Origin of the sequence: Pseudomonas sp., from assembly GCF_035554175.1 — a bacterium.
Taxonomy (GTDB): domain Bacteria; phylum Pseudomonadota; class Gammaproteobacteria; order Pseudomonadales; family Pseudomonadaceae; genus Aquipseudomonas.
Genome location: NZ_DATMIV010000055.1, coordinates 80865 through 106302 on the forward strand (window position 1 = coordinate 80865; position 25438 = coordinate 106302).

General features: G+C 61.1%; 23 protein-coding genes. 7 read left to right on the forward strand and 16 right to left on the reverse strand.

Annotated features, from left to right (window positions below; all coding sequences use genetic code 11):
• The first annotated feature begins 162 nt into the window (after positions 1-162).
• Entirely contained in the window at positions 163-1167 is a 1005-nt protein-coding gene (locus tag VNV36_RS24750) for an NADP-dependent oxidoreductase (RefSeq protein WP_325721608.1), read from the forward strand.
• A gap of 85 nt (positions 1168-1252) precedes the next feature.
• On the opposite strand, the gene pyrF is transcribed toward VNV36_RS24750, so the two are convergent.
• The 10 genes from pyrF to VNV36_RS24800 form a co-directional block, all read right to left on the reverse strand.
• Positions 1253-1951: an orotidine-5'-phosphate decarboxylase gene (gene pyrF / locus VNV36_RS24755; protein ID WP_325721522.1), complete on the reverse strand. Its 699-nt coding sequence runs from the start codon at positions 1949-1951 to the stop codon at positions 1253-1255.
• Positions 1952-2203: 252 nt separating this feature from the next.
• Positions 2204-3244, reverse strand: coding sequence for an AI-2E family transporter (locus tag VNV36_RS24760; RefSeq protein WP_325721524.1), 1041 nt, complete (start codon positions 3242-3244; stop codon positions 2204-2206).
• Positions 3245-3313: 69 nt separating this feature from the next.
• Positions 3314-4120, reverse strand: coding sequence for a DUF4892 domain-containing protein (locus VNV36_RS24765; RefSeq protein ID WP_325721526.1), 807 nt, complete (start codon positions 4118-4120; stop codon positions 3314-3316).
• Positions 4121-4235: 115 nt separating this feature from the next.
• Positions 4236-5090, reverse strand: a complete 855-nt coding sequence (locus tag VNV36_RS24770; RefSeq protein WP_325721528.1) for an alpha/beta hydrolase — start codon at positions 5088-5090, stop codon at positions 4236-4238.
• On the reverse strand, positions 5087-5893 hold the full coding sequence (locus tag VNV36_RS24775) for an alpha/beta fold hydrolase (RefSeq protein ID WP_325721530.1): 807 nt from the start codon (positions 5891-5893) through the stop codon (positions 5087-5089). Before VNV36_RS24775 ends, VNV36_RS24770 begins: the two co-directional genes overlap by 4 nt.
• 193 nt (positions 5894-6086) lie before the next feature.
• Positions 6087-6530, reverse strand: coding sequence for a hotdog fold thioesterase (locus VNV36_RS24780; RefSeq protein WP_325721532.1), 444 nt, complete (start codon positions 6528-6530; stop codon positions 6087-6089).
• Between the two features lie 31 nt (positions 6531-6561).
• Positions 6562-8217, reverse strand: a complete 1656-nt coding sequence (locus VNV36_RS24785; RefSeq protein ID WP_325721534.1) for an AMP-binding protein — start codon at positions 8215-8217, stop codon at positions 6562-6564.
• A gap of 203 nt (positions 8218-8420) precedes the next feature.
• Complete coding sequence (sixA, locus tag VNV36_RS24790) at positions 8421-8873, reverse strand: phosphohistidine phosphatase SixA (RefSeq protein WP_325721536.1); 453 nt, start codon at positions 8871-8873, stop codon at positions 8421-8423.
• A complete protein-coding gene (locus VNV36_RS24795) occupies positions 8870-9217 on the reverse strand; it encodes a DUF4389 domain-containing protein (RefSeq protein ID WP_325721538.1) in 348 nt (115 codons plus the stop codon). Before VNV36_RS24795 ends, sixA begins: the two co-directional genes overlap by 4 nt.
• A 30-nt stretch (positions 9218-9247) precedes the next feature.
• Complete coding sequence (locus VNV36_RS24800; RefSeq protein ID WP_325721540.1) at positions 9248-10273, reverse strand: NAD(P)H-dependent glycerol-3-phosphate dehydrogenase; 1026 nt, start codon at positions 10271-10273, stop codon at positions 9248-9250.
• 197 nt (positions 10274-10470) lie between these two features.
• On the opposite strand from VNV36_RS24800, the gene VNV36_RS24805 reads away from it, so the two are divergent.
• From VNV36_RS24805 to VNV36_RS24830, 6 genes are all read left to right on the forward strand, one after another.
• The gene (locus VNV36_RS24805; protein ID WP_325721542.1) at positions 10471-12594 is read left to right on the forward strand and encodes a TonB-dependent receptor plug domain-containing protein; all 2124 of its coding nucleotides are present in this window, start codon (positions 10471-10473) and stop codon (positions 12592-12594) included.
• 1 nt (position 12595) lies between these two features.
• Positions 12596-13528 (forward strand): ABC transporter substrate-binding protein, encoded by a 933-nt coding sequence (locus tag VNV36_RS24810; RefSeq protein ID WP_325721544.1) that lies wholly within the window; start codon positions 12596-12598, stop codon positions 13526-13528.
• Positions 13525-15429 (forward strand): ATP-binding protein, encoded by a 1905-nt coding sequence (locus tag VNV36_RS24815; protein WP_325721546.1) that lies wholly within the window; start codon positions 13525-13527, stop codon positions 15427-15429. Before VNV36_RS24810 ends, VNV36_RS24815 begins: the two co-directional genes overlap by 4 nt.
• Positions 15430-15676: 247 nt before the next feature.
• Positions 15677-16192 (forward strand): 3-hydroxyacyl-[acyl-carrier-protein] dehydratase FabA, encoded by a 516-nt coding sequence (fabA, locus tag VNV36_RS24820; RefSeq protein WP_024013962.1) that lies wholly within the window; start codon positions 15677-15679, stop codon positions 16190-16192.
• Positions 16193-16203: 11 nt separating this feature from the next.
• Positions 16204-17424 (forward strand): beta-ketoacyl-ACP synthase I, encoded by a 1221-nt coding sequence (fabB, locus tag VNV36_RS24825; RefSeq protein ID WP_015096439.1) that lies wholly within the window; start codon positions 16204-16206, stop codon positions 17422-17424.
• A 391-nt stretch (positions 17425-17815) separates the two neighbouring features.
• Positions 17816-18004, forward strand: coding sequence for a hypothetical protein (locus VNV36_RS24830; protein WP_325721551.1), 189 nt, complete (start codon positions 17816-17818; stop codon positions 18002-18004).
• A gap of 129 nt (positions 18005-18133) precedes the next feature.
• Here VNV36_RS24830 and VNV36_RS24835 read toward each other — a convergent pair whose 3' ends face one another.
• From VNV36_RS24835 to VNV36_RS24860, 6 genes are all read right to left on the reverse strand, one after another.
• The gene (locus VNV36_RS24835; RefSeq protein ID WP_325721553.1) at positions 18134-18676 is read right to left on the reverse strand and encodes a DUF2058 domain-containing protein; all 543 of its coding nucleotides are present in this window, start codon (positions 18674-18676) and stop codon (positions 18134-18136) included.
• Positions 18677-18702: 26 nt separating this feature from the next.
• Positions 18703-19536 carry a nucleoside triphosphate pyrophosphohydrolase gene (gene mazG, locus VNV36_RS24840; protein ID WP_325721609.1) on the reverse strand — a complete coding sequence of 278 codons (834 nt, stop codon included), beginning with the start codon at positions 19534-19536 and terminating at the stop codon, positions 18703-18705.
• Positions 19537-19669: 133 nt separating this feature from the next.
• Positions 19670-21913 carry a GTP diphosphokinase gene (gene relA, locus VNV36_RS24845; protein ID WP_325721555.1) on the reverse strand — a complete coding sequence of 748 codons (2244 nt, stop codon included), beginning with the start codon at positions 21911-21913 and terminating at the stop codon, positions 19670-19672.
• Positions 21914-22014: 101 nt separating this feature from the next.
• Positions 22015-23391 carry a 23S rRNA (uracil(1939)-C(5))-methyltransferase RlmD gene (rlmD, locus tag VNV36_RS24850; protein WP_325721557.1) on the reverse strand — a complete coding sequence of 459 codons (1377 nt, stop codon included), beginning with the start codon at positions 23389-23391 and terminating at the stop codon, positions 22015-22017.
• Complete coding sequence (cysM, locus tag VNV36_RS24855) at positions 23391-24293, reverse strand: cysteine synthase CysM (protein ID WP_041479583.1); 903 nt, start codon at positions 24291-24293, stop codon at positions 23391-23393. The genes rlmD and cysM overlap by 1 nt, the downstream gene beginning before the upstream one ends.
• 107 nt (positions 24294-24400) lie before the next feature.
• The gene (locus tag VNV36_RS24860) at positions 24401-25426 is read right to left on the reverse strand and encodes a PDDEXK nuclease domain-containing protein (RefSeq protein ID WP_325721559.1); all 1026 of its coding nucleotides are present in this window, start codon (positions 25424-25426) and stop codon (positions 24401-24403) included.
• Between the last annotated feature and the right edge of the window lie 12 nt (positions 25427-25438).

The window sequence follows — 25438 nt, forward strand, 5'->3', positions numbered from 1 at the left end:
CACTATCCAGTCGCTGTTTATGGGCCCATGCGCTGCAGTGATGAAACCCTCCCTGCAACCATCACTGCACTGGATCGACGTGCATTCGCCGCATCAGCCAACCTTGCGACATCGCCGCCGAAGGTCTATCAACAAGGCTTCATTCCGCTCGAGTGCCCTGTCATGACCAACCAGACCAATCGCCAGTTCCTGCTCGCCAAACGCCCGGTGGGCGCCGCTACCCGCGAGACATTCAACTTTCAGGAAGTACCGGTCGGCGAACCACAGGCGGGGCAGATTCTGGTGAAAAACGAATACCTGTCCCTCGACCCGGCCATGCGTGGCTGGATGAACGAAGGCAAGTCCTACATCCCGCCAGTCGGTATCGGTGAAGTCATGCGCGCGCTGGGCGTGGGAAAAGTCATCGCATCCAACAACCCTGGCTTTGCCGTCGGCGATTACGTCAACGGCGCCCTCGGCGTGCAGGATTATTTCCTCGGCGAGCCGCGCGGCTTCTATAAAGTCGATCCAAAACTGGCGCCATTGCCGCGCTACCTCTCTGCGCTGGGCATGACCGGCATGACCGCCTACTTCGCCCTGCTCGATGTTGGCGCGCCGAAAGCTGGTGACACCGTAGTGTTGTCCGGTGCAGCGGGCGCTGTGGGCAGCGTTGCCGGACAGATCGCGAAAATCAAAGGCTGCCGCGTCGTCGGCATTGCCGGCGGTGCCGACAAGTGCAAATTCCTGATCGACGAACTGGGCTTTGACGGCGCTATCGACTACAAGGCCGAAGACGTCGTCGCCGGCTTGAAGCGCGAATGCCCGAAAGGTGTGGACGTGTACTTCGATAACGTCGGCGGCGACATTCTCGACGCGGTGCTGAGCCGCTTGAACATGAAGGCGCGGGTGGTGATCTGCGGCGCGATCAGCCAGTACAACAATAAAGAGGCGGTCAAAGGCCCGGCCAATTATCTGTCGCTGCTGGTCAATCGCGCGCGGATGGAAGGTTTCGTGGTGATGGACTACGCCGCGCAGTTTGCCAACGCCGCACAGGAAATGGCCGGCTGGATGGCCAGCGGGCAGCTCAAGAGCAAGGAAGATGTGGTTGAAGGGCTGGAGACATTCCCGGAGACGTTGATGAAGCTGTTCAACGGCGAGAACTTTGGCAAGTTGGTGTTGAAGGTTTAACGCAAAAGATCAAAAAGATCGCAGCGTGCCGCAGCGCCTACAGGTGTTCGCATAACCCTGTAGGGGCTGCCTAAGGCTGCGATCTTCAGGCGATTTCGGCTACAACCGCAGCCAATGCCTGCGCCGGATCCGCCGCCTGGCTGATCGGACGACCAATCACCAGATAATCGGACCCGGCATCCAGGGCCTGGCGCGGGGTCAGAATACGGCGCTGGTCATCCTGGGCACTGCCCGCCGGGCGAATTCCCGGGGTCACCAGTTGCAGCGACGGGTGCGCGGATTTCAGCGCCGAAGCTTCCAGTGCCGAACACACCAGACCATCCATCCCGGCCTTCTGCGCCAGTGCCGCCAGACGCAGCACTTGTTCCTGCGGCTCGATATCCAGACCGATCCCGGCGAGGTCTTCACGCTCCATGCTGGTCAGCACGGTTACGCCGATCAGCAACGGTTGCGGGCCGCTGCGCTTGTCCAGCTCTTCACGGCAGGCCGCCATCATGCGCATGCCGCCGGAGCAATGCACGTTGACCATCCACACGCCCATCTCGGCAGCGGCCTTGACAGCCATTGCGGTAGTGTTGGGAATGTCGTGGAATTTCAGATCGAGAAACACTTCAAAACCCTTGTCACGCAGGGTGCCGACGATTTCCGCCGCGCAACTGGTGAACAGTTCCTTGCCCACTTTGACTCGGCACAGTTTCGGGTCCAACTGGTCGGCCAGCTTCAGTGCGGCGTCACGGGTAGGGAAATCCAGGGCGACGATGATAGGAGTCTGGCAGACGGACATGGATGGGCTCTCAGGCTGGTCGAAAACGGCGCGCATTGTAGCAGAATTGGTTGGTCGCCAGGACGCCATCGCGAGCAGACTTGCACACAGCAAAGCAAAATCAAAAGATCGCAGCCTTCGGCAGCTCCTACATACGATGAGCGCAAGCTCGAGTTCCGCTAAGGGCGAAACCGCCAGCCGCACCACCCGCAGAAACGGATATTCACCCAAAACCCCAAGCAGCATGGCCGGCCCAAAGGCCGCCAAGCCCCCCTAAACCCGAGCCTGACTCTTACTCCAATCCGTCAACAAACTATAAGCCACCGCCAACAACGTAGGCCCGATAAACAACCCGATAAATCCAAACGCAATCAACCCGCCAAACACCCCGAGCAACACAATCACCAGCGGCAGATTCCCGCCCCGGCTGATCAGGTAAGGCTTGAGCACGTTGTCCACGCCACTGATGATGAACGTCCCCCAGATCCCGAGAAACACCGCCATCCCATACTCGCCTTTCCACGCCAGCCAGGCGGTCGCCGGCACCCACACCAGCGGTGGCCCCATCGGAATCAGACTGAGCAGGAACGTGGCAATCCCCAACACCAGCGCCCCCGGCACGCCGGCAATCAAAAAGCCGATCAACGCCAGTACCGCCTGCGCCGCCGCCGTACCAATCACGCCGTTGACCACCCGTTGCACCGTACCGGCCACCAGTTCGATGTAGTAGCCGGCACGATCGCCGATCAGGCGCTGCAGCAGACTGTGCACAAATGCCGCCAGTCGCGGTCCGTCACGGTAGAAAAAGAACACGAACACCAGACTCAGGGTCAGCTCGAGAATCCCGCCGCCGATCTGCGCACTGCGCGCCAGCAGCCAGTTGCCGACCTGCCCCAGATACGGTTTGATCGAGACCATTAACGCCGCGCCCTGCTGGTCGATGCTGTCCCACATCGCCACCAGCCGCTCACCCACCAAAGGCACGCTACCAAGCCAGGTTGGCGCTTCCGGCAGACCGTCGACCTGCACATCCTTGATGAATGCCGTGGCGTCGCGCACATGATCGGCGAGGTTGAAACCCAGCCACACCAGCGGCGCCGCCACCAGTAACATCCAGCCTACAGTCAGGATCGCCGCAGCCAGTGATTCGCGGCCATTGAGCGAGCGGGTCAGCAAACGCATCAGCGGCCAGCTGGCAAATGCCAGCACCGCGCCCCAGAACAGCGCCGACCAGAATGGCGCCATTACCCAGAGGCTGGCACCGAACAGCACCAGCAGCAGAATCTGCACCAGCAGGCGATCGTTATTGAGCATGGGAAGTCCCGGCAAAGTCAGTCAGCGAAAGAGTAGGCGAACACTGTGTGCGTGCTCGCCGGGCACAGCTTATCGCAACAGGTCGATGCGCAGGCCAGAGCCTTCGAGATTGCCGGTTTCCAGCCGCGCAGCACGAACGCCCTGACTGATCAGCGCCTGGCGCCAGGCTTCGGCCTTGGGCCCGGAAACCGTGACCCGCAAGGTTGTATCGAGGTTCAGGCCACGGGAAATCAGGCGCAGCCAGGTGGCGTCCGGATCATCTGTCAGTTTCGGAAAGTCCAGTTCACCAGTGCTTTTGAGTTGGCGCAGCAGGGTTGCCGAGGTCGGCAGCGACTCACCCAAAGGCGCGGCCGCCTCGAACTGCTCGACGTGCAGATAGGCTTTGCGATTGCCGCGAGTGATGCTGTAGAGCGCTACCAGCGTGTTGTCCCTGGGCGCGGCCAATCTCAACAACAGATACGCCTGCTGCTCGTCAGAACCGTAGAGCTTGGCGTTGCCGAACACCTCGTTGGCCCACAGACTGCTTTCGCCGCAGTCACGGGCCTGACACCAGAACAGCAACTCGGCGTCCTGCTTTTGCAGGGCTTGGCGGGCGGCAGTAAAGGCTTCGGTGGCGGAATGCTCGGGCGGCAACTCATAGGTCACCGAGGTGGTCTGGCCGCGGGCGGTGATCTGGCCATCGAAGCGCAACTGGCCACTGATCTTGCGGATCGAGCCCAGCGGGTAGATGCGCTCCAGCTCGGCGGCCGGGCGATAGTCGACGATTTGCGCATCGGCCAGACGCGGCACGATTTGCAAGTCATGGCTGCCCGGCACATCGGCGGCGAACGATAAAGAGCTGAAGCAGCACAGCGCCAACAGCGTGAGTGACCGCATAGTCGGGCTCACCGGACGGTCATGGCTGGGCGGGTCGGGGTCGCAGCGGTATAGAAATCCATCGTCTTTGTCTCCCATTTCAACCCGCCCAGCCTCGGCAGTTGCCCGCAGCAAGTCAAGGCATGACGAAGAAGCGATTGAAACAGTCTGCGACAAGACCTGCGCCTGTCTCGTCGTTCAGGTGCAGATGATGCCCGCCCGGCAGCTGTTCGTGACTGAGGGGTAGACGTTCCAGCAACTCTGGATGCTTGCCCAGCATGCCATCGGCCGCGACCACCAGATGGGCCGGGCAACTGACGCGCCGGGCGAACGCCATTGCCTGCTCCTCGGTCAGGCGCAGCGGTGATGGCAACGTCAGCCGATTGTCGGTGCGCCACGTATAGCCGCCGGGGACCGGCATCAGACCGCGCTGTGCCAGCAGTTCGGCGGCCTCGCGACTGACGGCCACCAGACCTTTCATTCGCGCTTCGATGGCACGGTCGAGGGTGCTGTAGACCGGTTTGCGCTTTTCCCGCAGATCGAGTTGCGCCTGCAGGGCCATGCCCATGCGCTCGGCAGCGTTTTCGCCTTTGTCTGTCGGAGGAATCACTCCATCGATCAGCGCCAGATGGCTGATGCGCTCGGGCAGCGAACCGGCCAGCACCATCGAGACGATCGCGCCCATCGAATGCCCGAGCAGGCCGAAACGCTTCCAGCCCAGTTGCTCGGCGACTTGCAATACATCATGGGCATAGTCCCACAAGGCATAACCGGCACCGTTCGGCCGATGCCCGGAATGGCCATGCCCGGCCATGTCCAGGGCAACGATGCGCAAGCCGTTGAGCTTGGGTGCCAGCCGGGCAAAGCTGTTGGCGTTGTCGAGCCAGCCGTGCAGCGCGATCACCGGCAAGCCGTTCTCGGGGCCGAACAGATGCGCAGCCAACTCGATATGGGGCAGGTTCAGGCGCACTTCTTCGCAGGTCGGGCTCATGCGCAGTCCTTGTTCCGCCGCTGTTCCCAGCGCGTGAACAGATTTTTCAGCAACCGCGCCGTATCCTGCGGCCGTTCCAATGGAAACATATGCCCACCGGGCATGCTCAGCGCCTCGCCTTGCGGCAGGCGCGAGACGAAACGGCTGTGATGACGCATCACCACGCGGCTCTTGTGCCCGCGCACCATGGCCAGTGGCACCTGCAATTGCCGGGTACGCCCCGGGCTGGTGTGCGGCACGCCGCGATAAATGCTGATCTCCGTGGCGGGATCAAAACGCAGGCGCAGCTTGTCGTCGACCTGATGCAGCCCGTGTTGCAGATAGGCGTCGAAGCATTCCGGGTCGAAGCCACGAAACAGGGTTTTACCGGCAAAGTAACTACGCGCGCTGTCCAGATCGGCGAATTCTTCACGGCGCCCGAGCGTGCGTCCGGCCGGGGTCAGCCGGTCGATGAAGCCAAAGCGCTTGGCCGCGCGAATCACCCATTGATCGGTGCGGGTCAGCACCGGCGAATCGAGCATCACCACGCCGCGATACAGCTCGGGACAACGCAACGCCGCGTGCAGGTGCAGCAGACCGCCAAAGGAATGCCCGACGCCCCACACCGGTTGCTCCTGCTGCTCCAGGTGATGGATCAGTTCGTCGACAAGGTTGTACCAGTTATCGTCCGCCGGGAAACGCGGGTCATGGGCATGCTGCTCCAGATGCACGACCCGATACTCCGGCGCCAGCGCCGCGAACAACTTGCCATAGGTTCCCGAGGGGAAGCCGTTGGCGTGGGCGAAAAAGATCGGTTGCGACATGCGGGCAAATCCATGAGCGGGGAACGTGGCGTTGATTGTCCGTAAGACCCCGCGTTGCAGCAATGACCATAACTGCCAGAAATGGTGGTGGAGACGCTTCAGAAGCAAAAGATCGCAGCCTTCGGCAACTCCTACAGGAACCCGAATCCAATGCAGGAGCTGCCAAAGGCTGCGATCCTTGATCGTTAACCCATCAGCGCAGCGGCGGCTGTTCCCCCAGCGGCACCACCGCCATGGTCAGCCGCGATACGCAACTGGCCTTGCCTTCGTCGCTGGTCAGACGGATGTCCCAGACATGCGTGGTGCGGCCAATATGAATCGGCGAAGCCACCGCCGTCACTCGGCCGCTGCGCAAACCGCGCAAATGGTTGGCGTTGATCTCAAGTCCGACGCAGTAGAACTTGCTGGCATCGATGCACAGGTAACTGGCCATCGAACCGACGGTTTCCGCCAGCACCACCGAAGCGCCGCCATGCAGCAGACCGTAGGGCTGATGGGTGCGATGGTCGATGACCATGCTCGCGGTCAGCGATTGTTCGTCGAACTTTTCGAAGCGGATATCCAGCACTTCGCCGATGGTGTTCTTCTGGATCGCATTCAACTGTTCGATGTCGGGAGTAGTTCGCCACAGGCTCATCGCAGACTTCCTTTGTTGTTTTGGTCGACGCTCAATCCTGCCACAGCACCGCCTCGCTGCGCTCGCTCCATTCTTCGAAACGCGCCCCGTAGCGGTCTTCGATGACATTGCGTTTGATTTTCAGGGTTGGCGTGAGGAAACCGTTATCCACCGCCCAGTTGTCCTTGACCACCACCAGCCGGCGCAGGCGCTCGTGTTTGTCGAGCGCGGTGTTGACCTCTTCGAGCAGTTTCTCCAGGCTCGATTGCAGATTTGCCCGCGGCTCTTGTTGATTCACGTTCGAGAGCACGCACAACCCCAGCGGCGCGCTCAGGCCATCGCCCACCACGCACACCTGCTCGATCCGCGAATGCACGGCCAAACGATTTTCGATCGGTGCCGGCGATACGTATTTGCCTTTGCTGGTCTTGAAGATTTCCTTCAGTCGCCCGGTCAGGCGCAGGCGCCCTTCGCTGTCCTGCTCACCCTTGTCGCCGGTGCGCAGGAAGCCGTCTTCGGTCAGGGTCTCGGCGGTCTTTTGCGGCTCCTTGAAATAGCCGAGCATGTTGGCCTGGCTACGTACCTGCACTTCACCTGACTCATCGATGCGCACTTCGACGTCGGGGCACGGCTTGCCAATCCAGCCCTGCCGGTATTGCCCCGCCAGGCAGATATGCGAATAGCCGCAGCCCTCGGTCATGCCGTAGACCTCCAGTACATCCAGGCCGAGTTTCTGATACCAGGCAAGCAAGGTCGGCGGCACGGGCGCAGCGCCGGACAACGCCACGCGCAAGGCATCCAGACCAAGCCCGGCCAGCACTTTGTGCCCGACCCGTTTGCCGATAAAGGGCAGCCCGAGAAGAAAATCCAGGCGCTTGGCCGGGATCTTGCCGTACACGCCCATCTGGAACCTGGTCCAGATGCGCGGCACACCGAACATCGCGGTCGGCCGTGCGCGCTGCAGATCGGCGATGAAAGTGTCGAGGCTTTCGGCGAAGAACACGGTCTGGCCGGTATAGATCGAGGCCAACTCGACAAACATGCGCTCGGCGACATGGCACAGCGGCAGGTACGACAGCAGCCGGTCGTTTTCATTGAGGCCGAACAACTGCGTACCGCGACTGGTGGCGAAACCGAGGTTGGCGAAACTGTGCATCACGCCTTTGGGCAGGCCGGTGGTGCCGGAGGTATAAATGATGGTCGCCAGTTGCTCGGCGGCCGGACGGGGATCGTCCTGGATCGGCGAACAGCTTTGCAGGTCCGCCCAGCTGAAATCGAATTCGCCGGGCGGATGCAGCGGCAGACTGATGGTCGGCAAACCCGCCGGCACACCTTGGGACATGCCTGCCCAGTCATCGAGCTTGCCGATGAACGCCAGCGCACTCTCCGAGTGGGTCAGCACCTGCGCCACGGATTCAGCGGTGAGGTTGGGATACAGCGGCACTGACACATGCCCGGCCATCCAGATCGCCAGGTCGGCGATGATCCAGTGCGCACAGTTTTTCGAGATCAGGGCGATGTGGCTGCCCGGCGCCAACTCCCGGGCTCGCAACCAATGCGCGGCGCAGCGTGCCTGATGGCCGACATCCGCCCAGCTCAGCGTCTCGACCTGGCCGCCACCGATGGGCTGCACCAGAAAGCGCTGGCGCGGGTGCCGGGCTTCCCGTTCGTAGAACACGTCCAGCGGCAAACGGAAGGCAGCAGACATGCGACTCGCTCCTGTTTTTTTGGTCTGGAGCAAGCGTAGTCAACCAAGCAAGTGCTTGGTCGGAATTTTCAAACAAATAATTTCATGATGTCCGCAGAACCAATGTGGGAGCGAGCCTGCTCGCGAAAGCGTCGGGTCAGACAACATTTGTGTCGAATGGACCATCGCCTTCGCGAGCAGGCTCGCTCCCACAAGGGCCAGGCTTAAGGGTGCTTGAGGCTATTGAGCTTCATCGAGCCAATCAGCAGTTCACTGTGCTCGAGCTCCGCCAGTCCCGCTGTACTCACGCGCTCCGGTGGATGCCCGGCGCCGTGTTGCAGGTAACTGAGCAAACTGCCCACCAACGGGTTGTGGCTGACCAGCAGCACGTTGCTTACCGACACCAGTTGATCAGTCACCTTGTCCGGATCAACTTCCGGCGTCAGCCACTCGACCGTGCGAATCTCCGGTTCGAAACCCAGTGCCTCGCGAACAATCTGCGCGGTTTGCTGCGCGCGCAGATAAGGACTGGCGTAAATCGCCGTCAGCGGCTCGCCCATCAGATGCTCGGCGCTGCGCAGGACTTCCTCGCGGCCGTGCTCGGTCAGCTCACGTTCGGAATCGATTTTCGACCCGTGAGGCACCGCCTCACCATGACGCAATACCCAGATCTTCATAGCTTGGGCTCCTCATCGCGCACCGGATGCGCTGCAGGGGCGACGGCGTGCGGCGCTTCTCCTTCCGGGGCGCGCGGCGCTGGCCAGTCGGCGAACGGCCAGGGTTTCTGGTCGCTGTGGAATGTGCCGAAACGGCCGATCTGCGCGAGGAACTGGCTCAGGCTGTCGCCGAAATTCATCAGGCTGGCGCTCGGCGCCCCGTAGATCAAGCGATAGATCAGTTGCACCAGCACCACCGCGCCGAGGATGAACTGCGCCACTTGCCAGACGAGCAGATAAACGATCATCCACAACACCCGCAGGAGGATGGATTCGTACTGGGCTTCGGTTTTCGGATCGTTCATGGCTTGCTTCCTGTCCGTGTAACAGCTGAATCAGTTGAAACCGCTGGTGGAAATAAAGTCGACGTCGGTTTTCGGCTCGGCACGCATCAGTAGACCGATCACCTGCTCCAGCGTGCGTCCCTCGAACAGGATCGCGTGCAGCCCGGCGACCAGTGGCATGTACACGCCGACTTCCTGCGACTTGGCCTTGAGCACCTTCAGGGTGTTGACCCCTTCAGCGACCTCACCGAGACGCGATACCGCTTCGTCGAGGCTCAACCCCTGGCCGAGGGCGAAGCCGACCTGATAATTGCGGCTCTTGGGCGACGAGCAGGTGACGATCAGATCGCCAACCCCGGCCAGACCGAGGAAGGTCATTGGGTTGGCGCCTTGATTCACCGCAAACCGGGTCATCTCCGCCAGTGCGCGGGTGATCAGCATGCTCTTGGTGTTCTCGCCCATCTCCAGCGCCACCGCCATGCCGGCGATGATCGCGTAAACGTTTTTCAACGCCCCGCCCAGCTCGACGCCGAAACGGTCGGCGCTGGCGTAAACACGGAAGGTGCGACCGTGCAGCGCCGCTTGCACCTGCTTGCACAGCGCTTCATCTTCGCTGGCAACCACCGTGGCGGTCAGCGCGTGCTCGGCGATTTCCCGTGCCAGGTTCGGCCCGGACAACACGCCGATGCGCGCTTGCGGAGCGATTTCTTCGAGGATCTGGCTCATCAGCTTGAAGGTCTGCGCTTCTATCCCCTTGGTCAGGCTGACCAGCATCTTCCCGCTCAAGCGTTCAGCGTGGGCGGCGAGCACGGTGCGCAAAGCGCTGGACGGCAGCGCGACAAAGCACAAGTCGCAGGCGTCGAGGGTCGCCTGCAGGTCGGTGACGGCGGTCACGCCCGGCAGAATCCTGATGCCTTTGAGATAACGCGGGTTTTCCCGGTTGACGCGGATGGCCTCGGCCTGCTCGGGGTCACGCATCCACTGCCGGACTTGATGGCCGTTCTCGGCCAGCAGATTGGCCACGGCGGTACCAAAACTTCCGCCTCCCAGGACCGCAATCGGGCGCTGTTCAGTCATATGCAATCCGTTAATCCATACCAGTGGCGATGCCGGGCATTATACGGGGCGACCCGGTCGCGGCCAGCCCCAGCAACAATTACCGACACTTGTAGGAAGAAGACCAATAAAACCTAGGAAAATGCCTGCAACGTCACTGGAAAAGTCGATGCCCTCGGTTAACATGCGCGCCAATTCTTTTCTATACAGGTTGTGTCGTGTTTTCTGGCCCTCCTCCCCCACGCTCGTCCCTGATACTGGCGCTGCTGTTCAGCCCGCTGGTGCCGGCGGACGACCTGTTCGTCGACAGCCAGGCGCTGCCGCAAGTGTTGACGGCGACGCGCCTGAAACAGACGCCGGCGCAAGTGCCCGGGAGCATGACCGTGCTCGACAGCGAATTGATCATCGCCAGCGGGGCCCGCGACATCAGCGAACTGCTGCGGCTAGTGCCGGGGATGATGGTCGGCAACATCAACGGCAATCAGCCGGCGGTGAATTACCACGGCACAAACGCCAGCGAAGCACGGCGCATGCAGGTGCTGATCGACGGCCGCTCGGTGTATCGCGCCGGTCTGGCCACGGTGGACTGGAGCGATATCCCGGTGGCCATGGATGACGTCGACCGGGTAGAAGTGTTTCGCGGCCCGAACACCGTCAGCTATGGCGCCAACGCGCTGATGGCGGTGATCAACATCATCACTCGCCACCCGGCCGACAGCCACGGCACGCGCCTGAAGATCACTCGCGGTCAGCGCGGCATCAACGACTTTTATGCCAGCCAGGGCACCGGCTGGCATGGCGGCGACCTGCGCCTGTCGCTGTCCGGCCAGCAGGATGACGGTTTCGACAGCGATCGCAACGGCGCCGATTACCGCGACAGCCGGCGCCTGAATCGGCTGAATCTGGCGGTCAGCCACAGCCTCAATGAAGACCAGAGCCTCGACTGGCAGCTCAACGCCAAGGACGGCAGCAACCAGCGGCCTTATACCTACCGCCCGGTGTTCTCGGGGATTACCGATGCCGGTAACAATTCCGACGTGATGGCCAAGGATTACGCCGGTTCGGTGCGCTGGAATCTCGACATCAATCCCGAGCACAGCCTTTATGTGCAAGGTTCGGCGCAGCACTGGGATCGCCAGCAAGTCTGGCGCGCCTGCGATGCCGAGGTGTCGTTCAGCCCCGAGCTCACGCAGTTGTGGCAGCTCAACCCGAATTACACCGAACGGCTGGCACGCAACATTAGCCAATTCACCGGGCCTGGCGCGGCGCCCGGTACGCCGCAGGAAATGGCCCTGGCCAATCAGGTGCTCGAGCAATGGCGCAACGGTGCCAGCCGAACCCTGTGCGGCGACATCGATCAGAGCGCCCGCGAATCGCGCTACGACCTCGAACTGCAGGACACCCTCAGCCTGTCCGACGGCCTGCGTCTGGTCAGCGGCGTCAATTACCGTTACGACCGCGCCGACTCCGAGACCTACTTCAACGGCACACTCGACGACAGCACCTGGCGCGCCTTCGGCCAACTGGAATGGCGCGCCAGCGAGCACTGGCTGTTGCAGGGCGGAGCGATGTTCGAAGACACGCAACTGGTGGGCAATTCGCTGACGCCGCGCTTCGCGGTCAATTACCTGATCAACCCGCGCCACGGCCTGCGCGCGGTGTATTCGGAAGCGATCCGCTCGCCGGACATGTTCGAGAACAACGTCAACTGGAGCTATCAGGTCAGCAACCTGCGGCCCTCGGCCTACGGCCAATCGTCGGCGCGCTATTTCGTCAAGACCCGTGGCCCCGGCGATCTCGATCAGGAGCACATGCGCTCGCGCGAGTTGGGCTACAACGGCTACTTCGCCGAGCTCGGTCTGGCGGTGGACGTGAAGCTGTTCTACGACGAAATCACCGGGATGATCAGCGAGCCGCTGCGCAACAACCAATACATCGCCAGCAACGCCAACAGCTCGCGCTTTCGCGGCACGGAAACGCAACTCGACTGGCGCTTCAGCAACGCCGACCGTTTGCGCTTCACTTACGCCTTCGTCGATGCCCAGGCGAGCAATCCGCTGGACCAGCAATTCACCTCGCGCAACAGCGGATCTGCCGGTTGGCTGCGCAATTGGGGCCATGGCTGGAACAGCGCCCTCTTCTATTACGGTGACAACGCGCTCAATGGCTATCGCTTTGAACGCGTCGACACGCGCATCGCCAAACGCATCGCCATTGGCACAGCGCAACTGCAACTGGCGGGCGTGCTGCAACAGCGTCTCGACCATCAGCCGAACACCTTCGTCGATAACAATTATGACGAACGCCGGGTGCTGTATTTCAGCGCCGAGCTGGAGTTCTAGGATGCGCAACCGCCCGTCACGCAAGACGCCAGCCCTTGGCCATTGGCTGGCAGGGTGCTGCCTGTTCCTGACTGCGTGGCTGCACGGCGTCGCGGTGCAGGCCGCAGACATTCTGCTGACCGGTGCCGAGGAAAGCCCCGGCGTGCAGGCTTTCGTTCACGCCCTGAGTGAATTGCGCCCGACCGACAGTGTGCGATTCCAGCCGCTGGCCAGCCTGCCCGCGCCGGGCAAGCTGCCGGCCAGCCTGCGTCTGATCCTGCTCGATCTGCCGAGCCTCGACTGGCGCCTGCAGGATGCTCAAGGCCCGTCGACGCTGGTGTTGCGCATCAGCCGATTGCAGGCGCGCCAGCGTTTCGGTGATGCCCAACCGGCGCGCCTGAGCCTGTTGTGGAGCGACCCGCCGCTGAGCCGGCAATTGCAACTGATCCGGCGGATCCTGCCGCAGGCCCGGCGCGTCGGCGTGCTGTTCGACGCGCACGGCGAATTCCTCCTCGATGAATTGCGCCTGGCTGCCCGGCCGCTGAAGCTGGACATCGTCAGTCAGCGCTGGGACGACACCCACGACAATCGCGCGCTGCAAACCGTGCTGAAGAACAGCGACGTGCTGCTCGGCCTCGACGACCCCGATCTGTACAACTCGCAGACGGCGAAGAATCTCTTGCTCAGCAGCTACTCGCGGCAGGTAGCGCTGATCGGCCCCAACATTGCATTCGTCCGGGCCGGCAGCCTCGCCAGCACCTACAGCGATCAGAGCGACTGGCTGGCGATCCTCGACCACTTGCTCGACCAGCCACCGAGCGCATGGCCGCGAACGCTGTACCCGGCTCGATTCAAAGTCTCAAGTAATGCGCAGGTGGCTCGTTCCTTGGGCATCGAACCGTTGAATGAAGCATCTGTTGCCAGTGCCTTGGCCGAAGGAGAGCGCCGCCCATGAGTTTCCGTCGCCGCTGGGACATCAACACCCGCACGCAGTTGATCAGCCTCGGGCCGGCGCTGCTGCTGACGTTGCTGTTGATCAGTTTCTTTACCTTCGTGCGTATCCAGGATTTGCGGCAGGAGCTCAACCACACCGGCCAGTTGATCGCCAACCAACTGGCCCCGGCCACGGAATACGGGGTGATTTCCGGCAACAACGAAGTGCTCGAAAGCCTGCTCAAAGCGACACTGGCCACACCCAATGTGCGCTTTCTCGAGGTGCAGGACAGCGCCAACCGGATTCTGGTCTATGTCGAACAACCGGCCGCCGCCCACAGTCGTCCGCATCAGGTCGAAGTGTTCCAGGCCCCGGTGCGTCTGCAACGGATCGCCCTGCACAATGATTTTTTCCAGGACGGCAAAGTCAGCACCAGTGCCGCCGGCGAGGATTATCTGGGGCGGGTGATCGTCGGGCTGTCCAACGATGCCTTCAGCCAGCGTCAGCAGGAAATCCTGTTGAAGGCCGCGATTCTGGCGCTGTTCGCCTTGCTCTTCACGTTTTTGCTGGCGCGGCGTTTGGCCGGCAGCCTGTCGCAGCCGATCCGCGACATTGGCGACGCGGTCAAGGCGATTCAGGAAGGCGACTACAAAACCCCATTGCCGATTGTCGATGACACCGAACTGGGTGCGCTGTCACAGCACATCAACAACCTCGCCCAGGCGCTGGAACAGGCCAGTCGCGAACAGCAGCAGGCGATGGCGCAACTGATCCAGACCCGCGAGGAAGCGGAAAAGGCCAACAATGCCAAATCCGACTTTCTGGCGATGATGAGCCATGAACTGCGCACGCCCATGAACGGCGTGCTGGGCATGCTGCAGTTACTGGAAACCACCGAGATGACCGAGGAGCAGGTCGAGTACGCGGCACTCGCCTCGGAATCGACCGAGCACCTGCTCAAGGTCATCAATGACATTCTCGATTTTTCGCGGATCGAGCGCTCGGAACTGGAGCTTGAGCACATTCCCTTCAACCTCGCCGAACTCATCGGTGCCTGTGCGCAGTCGTTCCAGCACAGCGCAGTGCAGCGTGGCCTGGCGCTGAATCTGCGCATCCCCGACGACATGCGCGGCTTGCAAGTGCAGGGCGACCCGACGCGAATCCGGCAGATTCTGGTCAACCTGGTCGGCAATGCCTTGAAATTCACCGAACAGGGCCGGGTCAGCATCGAGGCGCAATGGCAATCGCTGGACCATGAGCTGGTGTGGTTCACCTGTTCGGTGCGCGACAGCGGCATCGGTATTTCATCGCAGAGTCTGGAGCTGATGTTCAATGCCTTCCAGCAGGCTGACAGCTCGATCTCCCGCCGTTATGGTGGCACCGGTCTGGGTCTGCCGATCGCCCGGACGCTGGCCGAACGCATGGGCGGTACCCTGCGCGCGCAGAGCGAAGAAGGACGCGGTTCGGTATTCACGCTGGAAATTCCATTGGCGCTCTATAAGCAGGCAATGCCAGCACTGGCCGCGCCGCGTGCGTTGAACGGCAGTGGCCAGGGTGAAGGACGACAGGTATTGCTGGTCGAAGACAACCCGGTCAACCAGACCGTGATCGAAGCGATGCTGCGCAGCCTGGGTTTTGCCGTCAGCGTGGCGACCGATGGCGCGCAAGCGGTGCGCAGTGCCGAGGGCGGCGAATTCGAGGTGATTCTGATGGACTGCCGGCTGCCGATCATCGACGGCTACGAGGCCACGCGGCAGATTCGCGACCTGCCCGGATGCCGCGACGTGCCTATCATCGCGCTGACCGCCAACGCTTTGCAGGGCGACCGCGAAACCTGTCTGGCGGCGGGTATGAACGATTACCTGGCCAAGCCGTTCAAACGCAATGACCTGCAGCAGATTTTGCAGCGCTGGGTGTCGTAGTGTGGGCCTTTCGACCATCTGCGACTGGCGTGAAAAGCGAAAGTGCGGCAGTCTTAGGCACCCGAACGAGCCCCAAAAGGGGCTTGATTAAAAATTTCAGTGCACAAGTGTACATTCATGTCCTTGATGCTGTGACTTTCACCACAACGCAATAGTCTATGAGTAGGCTGCCGGTTCGAGGCATGAACGCTTTGATCGGTCGGGAAGATTCGCCCCACCTGCCGCATGGGATTATTGAGGAGCTCGCATGACCAAACAAAACGCCTTTACTCGGGAAGATCTGCTGCGCTGCAGTCGCGGTGAGCTGTTCGGCCCAGGTAACGCGCAACTGCCCGCCCCGAACATGCTGATGGTGGATCGCATCACCCATATCAGCGAAGAAGGCGGCAAGTACGGCAAAGGTGAATTGGTCGCCGAACTGGATATCAACCCTGACCTGTGGTTCTTCGCTTGCCATTTCGAAGGCGATCCGGTGATGCCGGGCTGCCTGGGTCTGGACGCCATGTGGCAACTGGTCGGTTTCTTCCTGGGCTGGCAAGGCCTGCCGGGCCGCGGCCGTGCGCTGGGTTCGGGCGAGGTGAAATTCTTCGGTCAGGTGCTGCCGACCGCGAAGAAAGTCACTTACAACATTCATATCAAGCGCGTCCTCAAAGGCAAGCTGAACATGGCCATCGCCGATGGCTCGGTCAGTGTCGACGGACGCGAAATCTACACCGCCGAAGGCCTGCGCGTCGGCGTGTTCACCTCCACTGACAACTTCTAAGGGTTATTCGCATGCGCCGCGTCGTTATCACTGGTCTGGGCATCGTTTCGTGCCTGGGCAATGACAAAGAGACCGTCTCCGCTAACCTGCGTGCAAGCCGCCCTGGCATCCGGTTCAACCCGGAATATGCTGAAATGGGTCTGCGTAGCCAGGTTTCCGGCTCCATCGACCTCAACCTTGAAGAACTGATCGATCGCAAGATCTATCGCTTCGTCGGCCACGCAGCGGCTTACGCCTACCTGGCCATGAAAGACGCCATCACTGACTCCGGCCTGACCGAAGAGCAGGTGTCCAACCCGCGCACCGGCCTGATCGCCGGCTCCGGCGGTGCTTCCACGCTGAACCAGATGGAAGCGCTGGACATCCTGCGTGAGAAGGGCGTGAAACGCGTCGGCCCGTACCGCGTCACGCGGACCATGAGCAGCACCGTTTCCGCTTGCCTGGCCACGCCGTTCAAGATCAAGGGCCTGAACTACTCCATCGCGTCTGCCTGCGCCACCAGTGCGCACTGCATCGGTACCGCCATGGAACAGATCCAGATGGGCAAGCAGGACATCGTTTTCGCCGGTGGCGGCGAAGAAGAGCACTGGAGCCAGTCTTTCCTGTTCGACGCGATGGGCGCCCTGTCCAGCAAACGCAACGACACCCCTGAGCAAGCTTCCCGCGCCTACGACGCCGACCGTGACGGTTTCGTCATCGCTGGCGGCGGCGGCATGGTGGTAGTCGAAGAGCTGGAACACGCTCTGGCCCGTGGTGCGAAGATCTACGCCGAGATCGTTGGCTACGGCGCGACGTCCGATGGCTACGACATGGTCGCTCCAAGCGGCGAAGGCGCGATCCGCTGCATGCAGCAGGCGCTGTCCACCGTCGACACCCCGATCGACTACCTCAATACCCACGGTACTTCGACTCCGGTCGGCGACGTCGCGGAAATGAAAGGTGTGCGTGAAGTGTTCGGCGACAAGGCGCCAGCGATCAGCTCGACCAAGAGCCTGTCCGGTCACTCTCTGGGCGCCGCCGGCGTTCACGAAGCGATCTACTGCATGCTGATGATGGAAGGCAACTTCATCGCTGGCTCCGCCAACATCGACGAGCTGGACCCGGAAGTGGCCGATCTGCCGGTGCTGACCAAGACCCGCGAAAACGCCACCATCAACACCGTGATGAGCAACAGCTTCGGCTTCGGCGGCACCAACGCAACGCTGGTACTGAAGCGCTGGGAAGGCAAGTAATTCCCCGCTGCTGAGTCACCCATGAAAACGCCCCGACTGGTTCGGGGCGTTTTTTTTGCCTGCAGAAAACCTCATGACTCAACACAAATCCCCTGTGTAGGAGCTGCCGAGGGCTGCGATCTTTTGACTTTGATTTTAAAAGACAAGATCAAAGGATCGCAGCCTTCGGCAGCTCCTACACAAGGGTTCGCATGGGTCTGGAGATGAAAGATTCGTCATGAAACCAACCGCCCTGCGACCGAATGTCGCGGATTACGCGGCCTGCAGCACTGTTGCGAAATCCGCAACAACACCTTGCGCCCATCAGCGGTTTACTTAGCTGGCTAACAAATCCTATAACAGAGTCCTGCACATGCCTTGGTGCAGATAACTTGAGATCTGGAGCTAGCAGATGACTGTAAAAGTAACTGAACGCGACGATTCACACATGTCCCACGAAGGCCTGGCCGCCGGTATCCGTATCTGGGATGTGCATCAACAGGACTTGCTGGTCGGCATGTTCCACAACGAGATCGATGCCCACAATTACAAGGCCGAACTCGAAGCGCAGGAACAGCAAAGAGAGCTGAAGTCCGCCTGATCAGGCAAACATTGCACACTGTAGCGAGGGAGCTAGCTCCCGCTGGACTGCGCAGCAGGCCCTGCTCTCAGGATAAAGAGCGGGGCCGCTTCGCGCCCCAGCGGGAGCAAGCTCCCTCGCCACAGTCGCTTACCACATCAGATCGTCTGGGATCTGATAGGCCGCGTACGGATCGTCCTCGGCATTGACCTCTTCAGTCTGCACGTTGAGCTGGACGATGCGCTGCGGGTCGCGCTCCTGGATCTTCAGCGCCGCTTCACGGGGGATCACTTCGTAGCCGCCGTTGTGGTGCACAATCGCCAGCGAACCGCTGCTGAGCTTGTTGCGCATCAGCGTGTTGACCGAGATGCGTTTGACCTTCTTGTCATCGACGAAGTTGTAGTAGTCCTCAGTGGTCAGCTTGGGCAGACGCGAGACCTCGATCAACTGCTTGACCTGCGCGGCGCGGGCCTTGGCTTCGGCTTTCTCCTGCTGCTGGCGGTTCAGTTCCTGGTCGCGCTTGACCTTCTCGGCCATGGCTTCCTGAGCGGCGCGCGCCTGTGAATCGTCCAGCTCGGCCTGGCCTTTGTGCGCCAGACGCTGTTGCTTCTGCTTGTCTTTGCTGACCTGCTTGGCCTGCTTTTGGTTGACCAGGCCTGCTTTGAGCAACTGGTCGCGAAGGGAAAGGCTCATCAATGCTTACTCACTTGGGCAACGGCTCAGCCGCAGCTGGGCTCATTCTTTTCCTGGCGTTTGGCTTCGCCCCACAGGGCGTCCAACTCTTCGAGGGTGCAATCTTCCATGGGACGGTGGGTGTCGCGCAATGCCTGTTCGATAAAACGGAAACGTCGTTCAAACTTGCCGTTGGCGCCGCGCAGGGCGGTTTCCGGGTCGACCTTCAGATGCCGGGCCAGATTGACCACGGAAAACAGCAGGTCGCCAATCTCGTCCGCCACTGCCACGGGATCATTTTCCGACATGGCTTCGAGCACTTCATCGAGCTCTTCGCGCACCTTGTCGAGCACCGGCAAGGCGTCCGGCCAGTCGAAACCGACCTGCCCGGCGCGCTTTTGCAATTTGGCCGAGCGTGACAGTGCCGGCAGCGTCGCCGGGACATCATCGAGCAAGGACAATTGCTCAGGCGCCAAGGCTTTCTCAGCGCGCTCTTCGGCCTTGATTTCTTCCCAGCGCCGTTTGACCTGCTCTTCGTTCAAGCGCGGCACATCGAGTGGCGCGTACAGATCGCCGGTGGGAAAGACGTGCGGATGCCGGCGGATCAGTTTGCGCGTGATGCTGTCGATCACCCCGGCAAATTCGAACCGCCCTTCTTCCTTGGCCAACTGGCTGTAATACACCACTTGAAACAACAGATCGCCCAATTCGCCCTGCAAATGATCGAGATCGCCACGCTCGATGGCATCGGCCACTTCATAGGCTTCTTCGAGGGTGTGCGCAACGATGGTCGCGTAGGTTTGCTTGATGTCCCACGGGCAACCGAACTGCGGGTCACGCAGGCGGGACATCAGGTGGAGCAGGTCTTCAAGTGAATACATCATTTATCTGTCTCACCACAAAACACATGTGGGAGCGAGCCTGCTCGCGAAACCGGCGTGTCTGCAACAAAGATGTCGACTGACTCGCCCCCTTCGCGAGCAGGCTCGCTCCCACAGGGAACAATCAATCGCATCACGGGGTACGGTTACGCCGTGTTTCGATGATATTCGGCAATTGCGAAATCCGCCCGAGCAAACGCCCCAGCGCATCCAGGCCCGGGATCTCAATGGTCAGCGACATCAGCGCGGTATTGTCTTCCTTGTTCGAGCGGGTGTTGACCGCCAGCACGTTGATGCGCTCGTTGAGCAGCACCTGCGAGACGTCACGCAGCAGCCCGGAACGGTCGTAGGCGCGGATGATGATGTCCACCGGATAAGTGAGCACCGGCACCGGCCCCCAGCTGACCTGAATGATCCGCTCCGGCTCGCGCCCGGCCAGTTGCAGTACCGAGGCGCAGTCCTGACGGTGAATGCTCACGCCACGGCCTTGGGTGATGTAACCGACGATCGCGTCGCCGGGCAGCGGCTGGCAGCACCCGGCCATTTGCGTCATCAGGTTGCCGACGCCCTGGATCTGAATGTCGCCGCGCTTGCCCGGTTTGTAACCGGTGGCCTTGCGCGGGATCAGCTCCAGTTGTTCGTTGCCGCGTTCCGGCTCGACCAGTTGCTGCGCAAGATTGACCAGATGCGCCTGACGCAGATCGCCTGCGCCGAGGGCGGCGAACATGTCTTCGGCGGTTTTCATGTTGGCCTTTTCAGCCAGCTTGTCGAAATCCACCGCCGGCAGGCCAAGGCGATTGAGCTCGCGCTCGATCAGGGTTTTACCGGCCGCAACGTTCTGGTCACGGGCCTGCAACTTGAACCAGTGAACGATCTTCGCCCGCGCCCGCGAGGTAGTGACGTAACCCAGGTTCGGGTTCAGCCAGTCGCGGCTCGGCGTGCCGTGTTTGCTGGTGATGATTTCGACCTGCTCGCCGGTCTGCAGGCTGTAGTTCAGCGGAACGATACGCCCATTGATCTTCGCGCCCCGGCAGTTGTGGCCGATCTCGGTGTGTACGCGGTAAGCGAAATCCAGCGGCGTCGCGCCTTTCGGCAAGTCGATGGCGTGACCGTCCGGGGTGAAGATGTAGACCCGGTCCGGCTCGATATCGACGCGTAGCTGTTCGGCCAGCCCGCCGATATCGCCCAGCTCTTCATGCCATTCGAGGACCTGACGGAGCCAGGAAATTTTCTCTTCGTAATGGTTCGATCCGGATTTGACGTCGGTACCCTTGTAGCGCCAGTGCGCGCAAACACCGAGTTCGGCTTCTTCGTGCATCGAATGTGTGCGGATCTGCACCTCGAGGACTTTGCCTTCCGGGCCGATCACTGCGGTGTGCAGCGAGCGGTAGCCGTTCTCTTTCGGGTTGGCGATGTAGTCGTCGAACTCTTTCGGGATGTGCCGCCACAGGGTGTGGACGATGCCCAGCGCGGTGTAGCAGTCGCGCATTTCCGGGACCAGCACGCGCACGGCGCGAACGTCGTAGATCTGGCTGAATTCCAGACCCTTGCGCTGCATTTTGCGCCAGATCGAGTAGATGTGCTTGGCCCGACCGCTGATGTCGGCGTCGACGCCTGTGGCCTGCAGTTCGTCCTTGAGCTGGGTCATCACGTCGCTGATGAAGCGCTCGCGATCCAGCCGTCGCTCGTGGAGCAACTTGGCGATCTGCTTGTATTGATCCGGTTCAAGGTAGCGGAAGGACAAGTCCTCCAGCTCCCATTTGATATGGCCGATGCCGAGGCGATGCGCGAGGGGCGCATAGATGTCGAAGACTTCCCGGGCAACGCGGTTGCGCTTTTCGTCGTCGGCGGTTTTTACCGCGCGGATGGCGCAGGTGCGTTCGGCCAGTTTGATCAGCGCAACGCGCACATCGTCGACCATCGCCACGAGCATCTTGCGCAGGTTCTCGACCTGCCCTTGGGTGCCCATGACCATCGACTGCCGCGGGCTGAGGCTGGCGCTGATGGCCGCCATGCGCTGCACGCCGTCGATCAGCTTGGCTACCACCGGGCCGAAGCGCTGGCTGACGGCCGCCAGTTCGATCTGGCCTTCGCGCACGCCGCGATACAGCACGGCGGCGACCAGCGAATCCTGATCCAGCTTGAGGTCGGCGAGGATTTCGGCGATCTCAAGCCCGGTACTGAAACTGCCGGAGCCTTCAGCCCACAGATTCTTCGCAGCGTTGGATTGCTGCTCGGCCTCGCGAGCGAACTCGCAGGCTTCTTTCAAGGCCTCGCGATCCAGTGCCAGATCGACACTGACCGCGTGATCGAGCCAAGCCTCGAGATTGATACTGCCGTCGGTGTTGATCGGCTGGTGTGCTCTCACCTGTACCATGCTGCTTTACCTTCCCTACGACGCAGATTCAATGCGTCAAATCGCTGATCCTCAGTGTCGGTTCGCGCTCGCGGGGCTCAGGCGAGCGCTGCGCGGACAGATCAGACGGATTCAGACGAGCCGTCCTGGCTCGCTTCAAATAACGCCATGGCCTCGACATGTGCCGTCTGAGGAAACATATCGAGAATCCCGGCACGTTTTAACCGGTAGCCCTGCTTGATCAATTCCAGCGTGTCGCGCGCCAGCGTCGCCGGGTTGCACGACACATACACCAACCGTTTGGCACCCAGGGTCGCGAGCTTGCGCACCACCTCGAAAGCACCGTCACGCGGTGGGTCCAAGAGTACCGCAGAAAAGCCGCTTCCGATCCACTGGGCATCGGTCAAAGGCTGGGATAAATCGGCTTGAAAAAACTTTGTGTTATGCAAATTGTTACTGACGGCGTTGCCGGCCGCCCGCTCGACCATGGTTTGCACACCTTCTACCGCCACCACTTCGCGCACGTGTCTGGCCAGCGGCAAAGCGAAATTTCCGAGACCGCAAAACAGATCCAGCACACGTTCTTCGGCGGTCGGGTTCAGCCAGTCCAGCGCCTGGGCGACCATCGCTTCGTTGACCCCGGCGTTGACCTGAATGAAATCTCCCGGCCGGTAAGCCAACTGCAGATCCCATTGCTCCAGGCGATAACCGAGGCTCTGACCGGCCTCGACCGGTTGCGGTTCACCCTCGCCGTGCAGCCACAGCTGCGCCTGGTGGAACTGGCAGAAGTCCTTGAGGATCGTCAGGTCCGCTTCGGACAACGGCGCCATGTGCCGCAGCAACAGCGCCAGTGACGAGCCGCTGAACAACTCGACATGACCCAGCGCTTGCGGCTTGCTCAAGCGTCGCAGCATCTGCGGCAAGCCGGTCATGATCGGCTGCAAGGGCTGTACCAGCACCGGACACTCGCTGATCGCGACGATGTCCTGACTGCCGGCAGCGCGGAAGCCGACTTCAAGCTGTTTCGCTTTCATGTCCCAACGCACGGCGATGCGCGCGCGACGACGGTAGCCGAATTCCGGGCCAGTCAGCGGCGCTGTCCATTCTCGCGGTTCGACACCGGCAACCCGCGACAACTGCTCGGCAAGCATGCGTTGTTTCAGGGCGAGCTGTTCGGTGTGAGGCAAATGCTGAACGCTGCAACCGCCACAACGGCCGAAGTGCGGGCAGGCTGCCGGGCGGCGCAAATCGCTGGCGGTAAACACACGCTCGGTACGCGCTTCGACCACTTTGCCGTGGGCGCCAAGCACCCGCGCTTCGACCTCTTCACCCGCGAGGGCGCCGAGAACGAACCAGGTACGGCCTTCGAAAAACGCGATACCGCGACCGTCATTGGCCAGGCGCTCGATGCTCAAGCGCTGCTTTTTACCGGTAGGGACTTGCGGGGCCTTGCTGCCGCCGGTGGGCTGGAAGCGCAGGCCTCTCTCGTGTCTGGCCATCAGTTGGGTGCGTCGAAAATGCCGGTCGACAGGTAACGGTCGCCACGGTCGCAGATGATCGCGACGATCACCGCGTTTTCAACTTCTCTGGACAGGCGCAGCATCGCTGCCACCGCACCGCCGGAGGACACGCCGCAGAATATGCCTTCTTCACGGGCCAGGCGCCGGGTGACGTCTTCGGCTTCGCTTTGCGCCATGTCGACGATACGATCGACGCGATCAGCCTGATAGATCTTCGGCAGGTATTCCTGCGGCCAGCGGCGGATGCCGGGAATGGCCGAACCTTCCATCGGTTGCAGGCCGACGATCTGCACGCTGTCGCTCTGCTCTTTCAAGTAGCGCGACACGCCCATGATGGTGCCGGTGGTGCCCATCGAGCTGACGAAATGGGTGATGCTGCCCTGGGTCTGACGCCAGATTTCCGGACCGGTGGTGGTGTAGTGCGCTTCGGGATTGTCGCCGTTGGCGAACTGGTCGAGCACCTTGCCACGGCCTTCGGCTTCCATGCGCTGGGCCAGATCGCGGGCGCCTTCCATGCCCTCTTCCTGCGTGACCAGAATCAGCTCGGCACCGTAAGCGGTCATCGCCGCTTTGCGTTCGGCGCTGGAGTTGTCCGGCATGATCAGGATCATCTTGTAACCCTTGATCGCAGCGGCCATCGCCAGCGCGATACCGGTGTTGCCGGACGTCGCCTCGATCAACGTATCGCCGGGATTGATCTGCCCGCGCAACTCGGCGCGCGTGATCATCGACAACGCCGGTCGGTCCTTGACCGAACCCGCCGGGTTGTTCCCTTCGAGCTTGAGCAACAGAGTGTTGCTGGTGGCGCCGGGCAGGCGCTGCAAACGCACCAGCGGCGTGTTGCCGACGCAATCGGCAATGGTTGGGTACTGCAGGGTCATGGCGTATTCGCAATCCAGACGTGCGGGGGCGCCTATCATACCGGCAAACCCGCGCAGGCCATATCACGCAAAGTGCGGTGCTTATGGTTTCTGGGAATAAGGGATCGCTAGTCGGTGTTTTCCATATGGGCCGTATCCAAGGCGTAAAACTCATGGAGCTTGGCTTGCAGCAACTGTTTATCCGGCAAGCATGTTTGATATTGCGCGATCAATGCAGGCGAAAGACTGCGGTTAAGGGCGTATTCGACGACTTCGTCCTCTTTACTGGCACAGAGCAATACGCCAATCGCCGGATTTTCGTGGGGCTTGCGGATATTGCGATCCAGCGCCTCCAGATAGAAATCCAGCTTGCCCAAGTACTCTGGCTCGAAACGCCCGACCTTGAGTTCGATAGCGACCAGGCAATTAAGCTCCCGGTGGAAGAACAGAAGATCCAAAGCAAAATCCCGGCCGCCGACTTGCAGCGGATATTCGGAGCCGACAAAGCAGAAGTCCCGACCCAGCTCAATGAGGAAGTCCTTTAGCCTTGTCAGGAGCCCTTGGTGCAGATCGGTTTCAGAATGAGCAGAAGGCAGGTCGAGAAATTCGACCATGTAGGAATCGCGGAATATCTCAAGCGCTGCCGGGTGCGTTTGTTTGAGCGCGGCGGAGGCTTTCGCTGGATCGGCGATGGTTCGCTCGAACAGAGCGGCTTTAAGTTGCCGCTCCAGTTCGCGCTTTGACCATTTTTCTCGAACGGCCATTCGTACGTAGAATTCGCGCTCTTCCGGCCTTTTGCACTGGCTGAAAATGATCAAATTGTGGGACCAGGACAATTGTCGCACCAGTGGTGCGACTTTCTCTTCGGCGTGATAAAGCTCATAAAACTGGCGCATGCGAAACAAGTTGGAGCGTGTAAAGCCTCGCAGCCCCGGTTGCGTTTTGGCCAGATGCTCAGCCAATTGGCCGACCACCGAATCCCCCCACTCCGCCCGCTCAATCTTGCGACTGATATGCGCGCCCACCTGCCAGTAAAGCTCGATCAGGTGAGTATTGACCGCTTGCATGGCCTTGTGTCTGGAACTGTGAATCAGCGCGAGCACTTCATTGAAACGATCGCCATCTGAGCTGCCGGTAAGGCTGGATGCATTCATGCGCAATTCCTT

Bases quoted from the DNA above. Each gene is read 5' to 3' on its own strand.
- VNV36_RS24750 (WP_325721608.1), top strand. From the start codon at position 163: ATGACCAACCAGACCAATCGCCAGTTCCTGCTCGCCAAACGCCCGGTG.
- pyrF (WP_325721522.1), bottom strand. From the start codon at position 1,951: ATGTCCGTCTGCCAGACTCCTATCATCGTCGCCCTGGATTTCCCTACC.
- VNV36_RS24760 (WP_325721524.1), bottom strand. From the start codon at position 3,244: ATGCTCAATAACGATCGCCTGCTGGTGCAGATTCTGCTGCTGGTGCTG.
- VNV36_RS24765 (WP_325721526.1), bottom strand. From the start codon at position 4,120: ATGCGGTCACTCACGCTGTTGGCGCTGTGCTGCTTCAGCTCTTTATCG.
- VNV36_RS24770 (WP_325721528.1), bottom strand. From the start codon at position 5,090: ATGAGCCCGACCTGCGAAGAAGTGCGCCTGAACCTGCCCCATATCGAG.
- VNV36_RS24775 (WP_325721530.1), bottom strand. From the start codon at position 5,893: ATGTCGCAACCGATCTTTTTCGCCCACGCCAACGGCTTCCCCTCGGGA.
- VNV36_RS24780 (WP_325721532.1), bottom strand. From the start codon at position 6,530: ATGAGCCTGTGGCGAACTACTCCCGACATCGAACAGTTGAATGCGATC.
- VNV36_RS24785 (WP_325721534.1), bottom strand. From the start codon at position 8,217: ATGTCTGCTGCCTTCCGTTTGCCGCTGGACGTGTTCTACGAACGGGAA.
- sixA (WP_325721536.1), bottom strand. From the start codon at position 8,873: ATGAAGATCTGGGTATTGCGTCATGGTGAGGCGGTGCCTCACGGGTCG.
- VNV36_RS24795 (WP_325721538.1), bottom strand. From the start codon at position 9,217: ATGAACGATCCGAAAACCGAAGCCCAGTACGAATCCATCCTCCTGCGG.
- VNV36_RS24800 (WP_325721540.1), bottom strand. From the start codon at position 10,273: ATGACTGAACAGCGCCCGATTGCGGTCCTGGGAGGCGGAAGTTTTGGT.
- VNV36_RS24810 (WP_325721544.1), top strand. From the start codon at position 12,596: ATGCGCAACCGCCCGTCACGCAAGACGCCAGCCCTTGGCCATTGGCTG.
- VNV36_RS24815 (WP_325721546.1), top strand. From the start codon at position 13,525: ATGAGTTTCCGTCGCCGCTGGGACATCAACACCCGCACGCAGTTGATC.
- fabA (WP_024013962.1), top strand. From the start codon at position 15,677: ATGACCAAACAAAACGCCTTTACTCGGGAAGATCTGCTGCGCTGCAGT.
- fabB (WP_015096439.1), top strand. From the start codon at position 16,204: ATGCGCCGCGTCGTTATCACTGGTCTGGGCATCGTTTCGTGCCTGGGC.
- VNV36_RS24830 (WP_325721551.1), top strand. From the start codon at position 17,816: ATGACTGTAAAAGTAACTGAACGCGACGATTCACACATGTCCCACGAA.
- VNV36_RS24835 (WP_325721553.1), bottom strand. From the start codon at position 18,676: ATGAGCCTTTCCCTTCGCGACCAGTTGCTCAAAGCAGGCCTGGTCAAC.
- mazG (WP_325721609.1), bottom strand. From the start codon at position 19,536: ATGTATTCACTTGAAGACCTGCTCCACCTGATGTCCCGCCTGCGTGAC.
- relA (WP_325721555.1), bottom strand. From the start codon at position 21,913: ATGGTACAGGTGAGAGCACACCAGCCGATCAACACCGACGGCAGTATC.
- rlmD (WP_325721557.1), bottom strand. From the start codon at position 23,391: ATGGCCAGACACGAGAGAGGCCTGCGCTTCCAGCCCACCGGCGGCAGC.
- cysM (WP_041479583.1), bottom strand. From the start codon at position 24,293: ATGACCCTGCAGTACCCAACCATTGCCGATTGCGTCGGCAACACGCCG.
- VNV36_RS24860 (WP_325721559.1), bottom strand. From the start codon at position 25,426: ATGAATGCATCCAGCCTTACCGGCAGCTCAGATGGCGATCGTTTCAAT.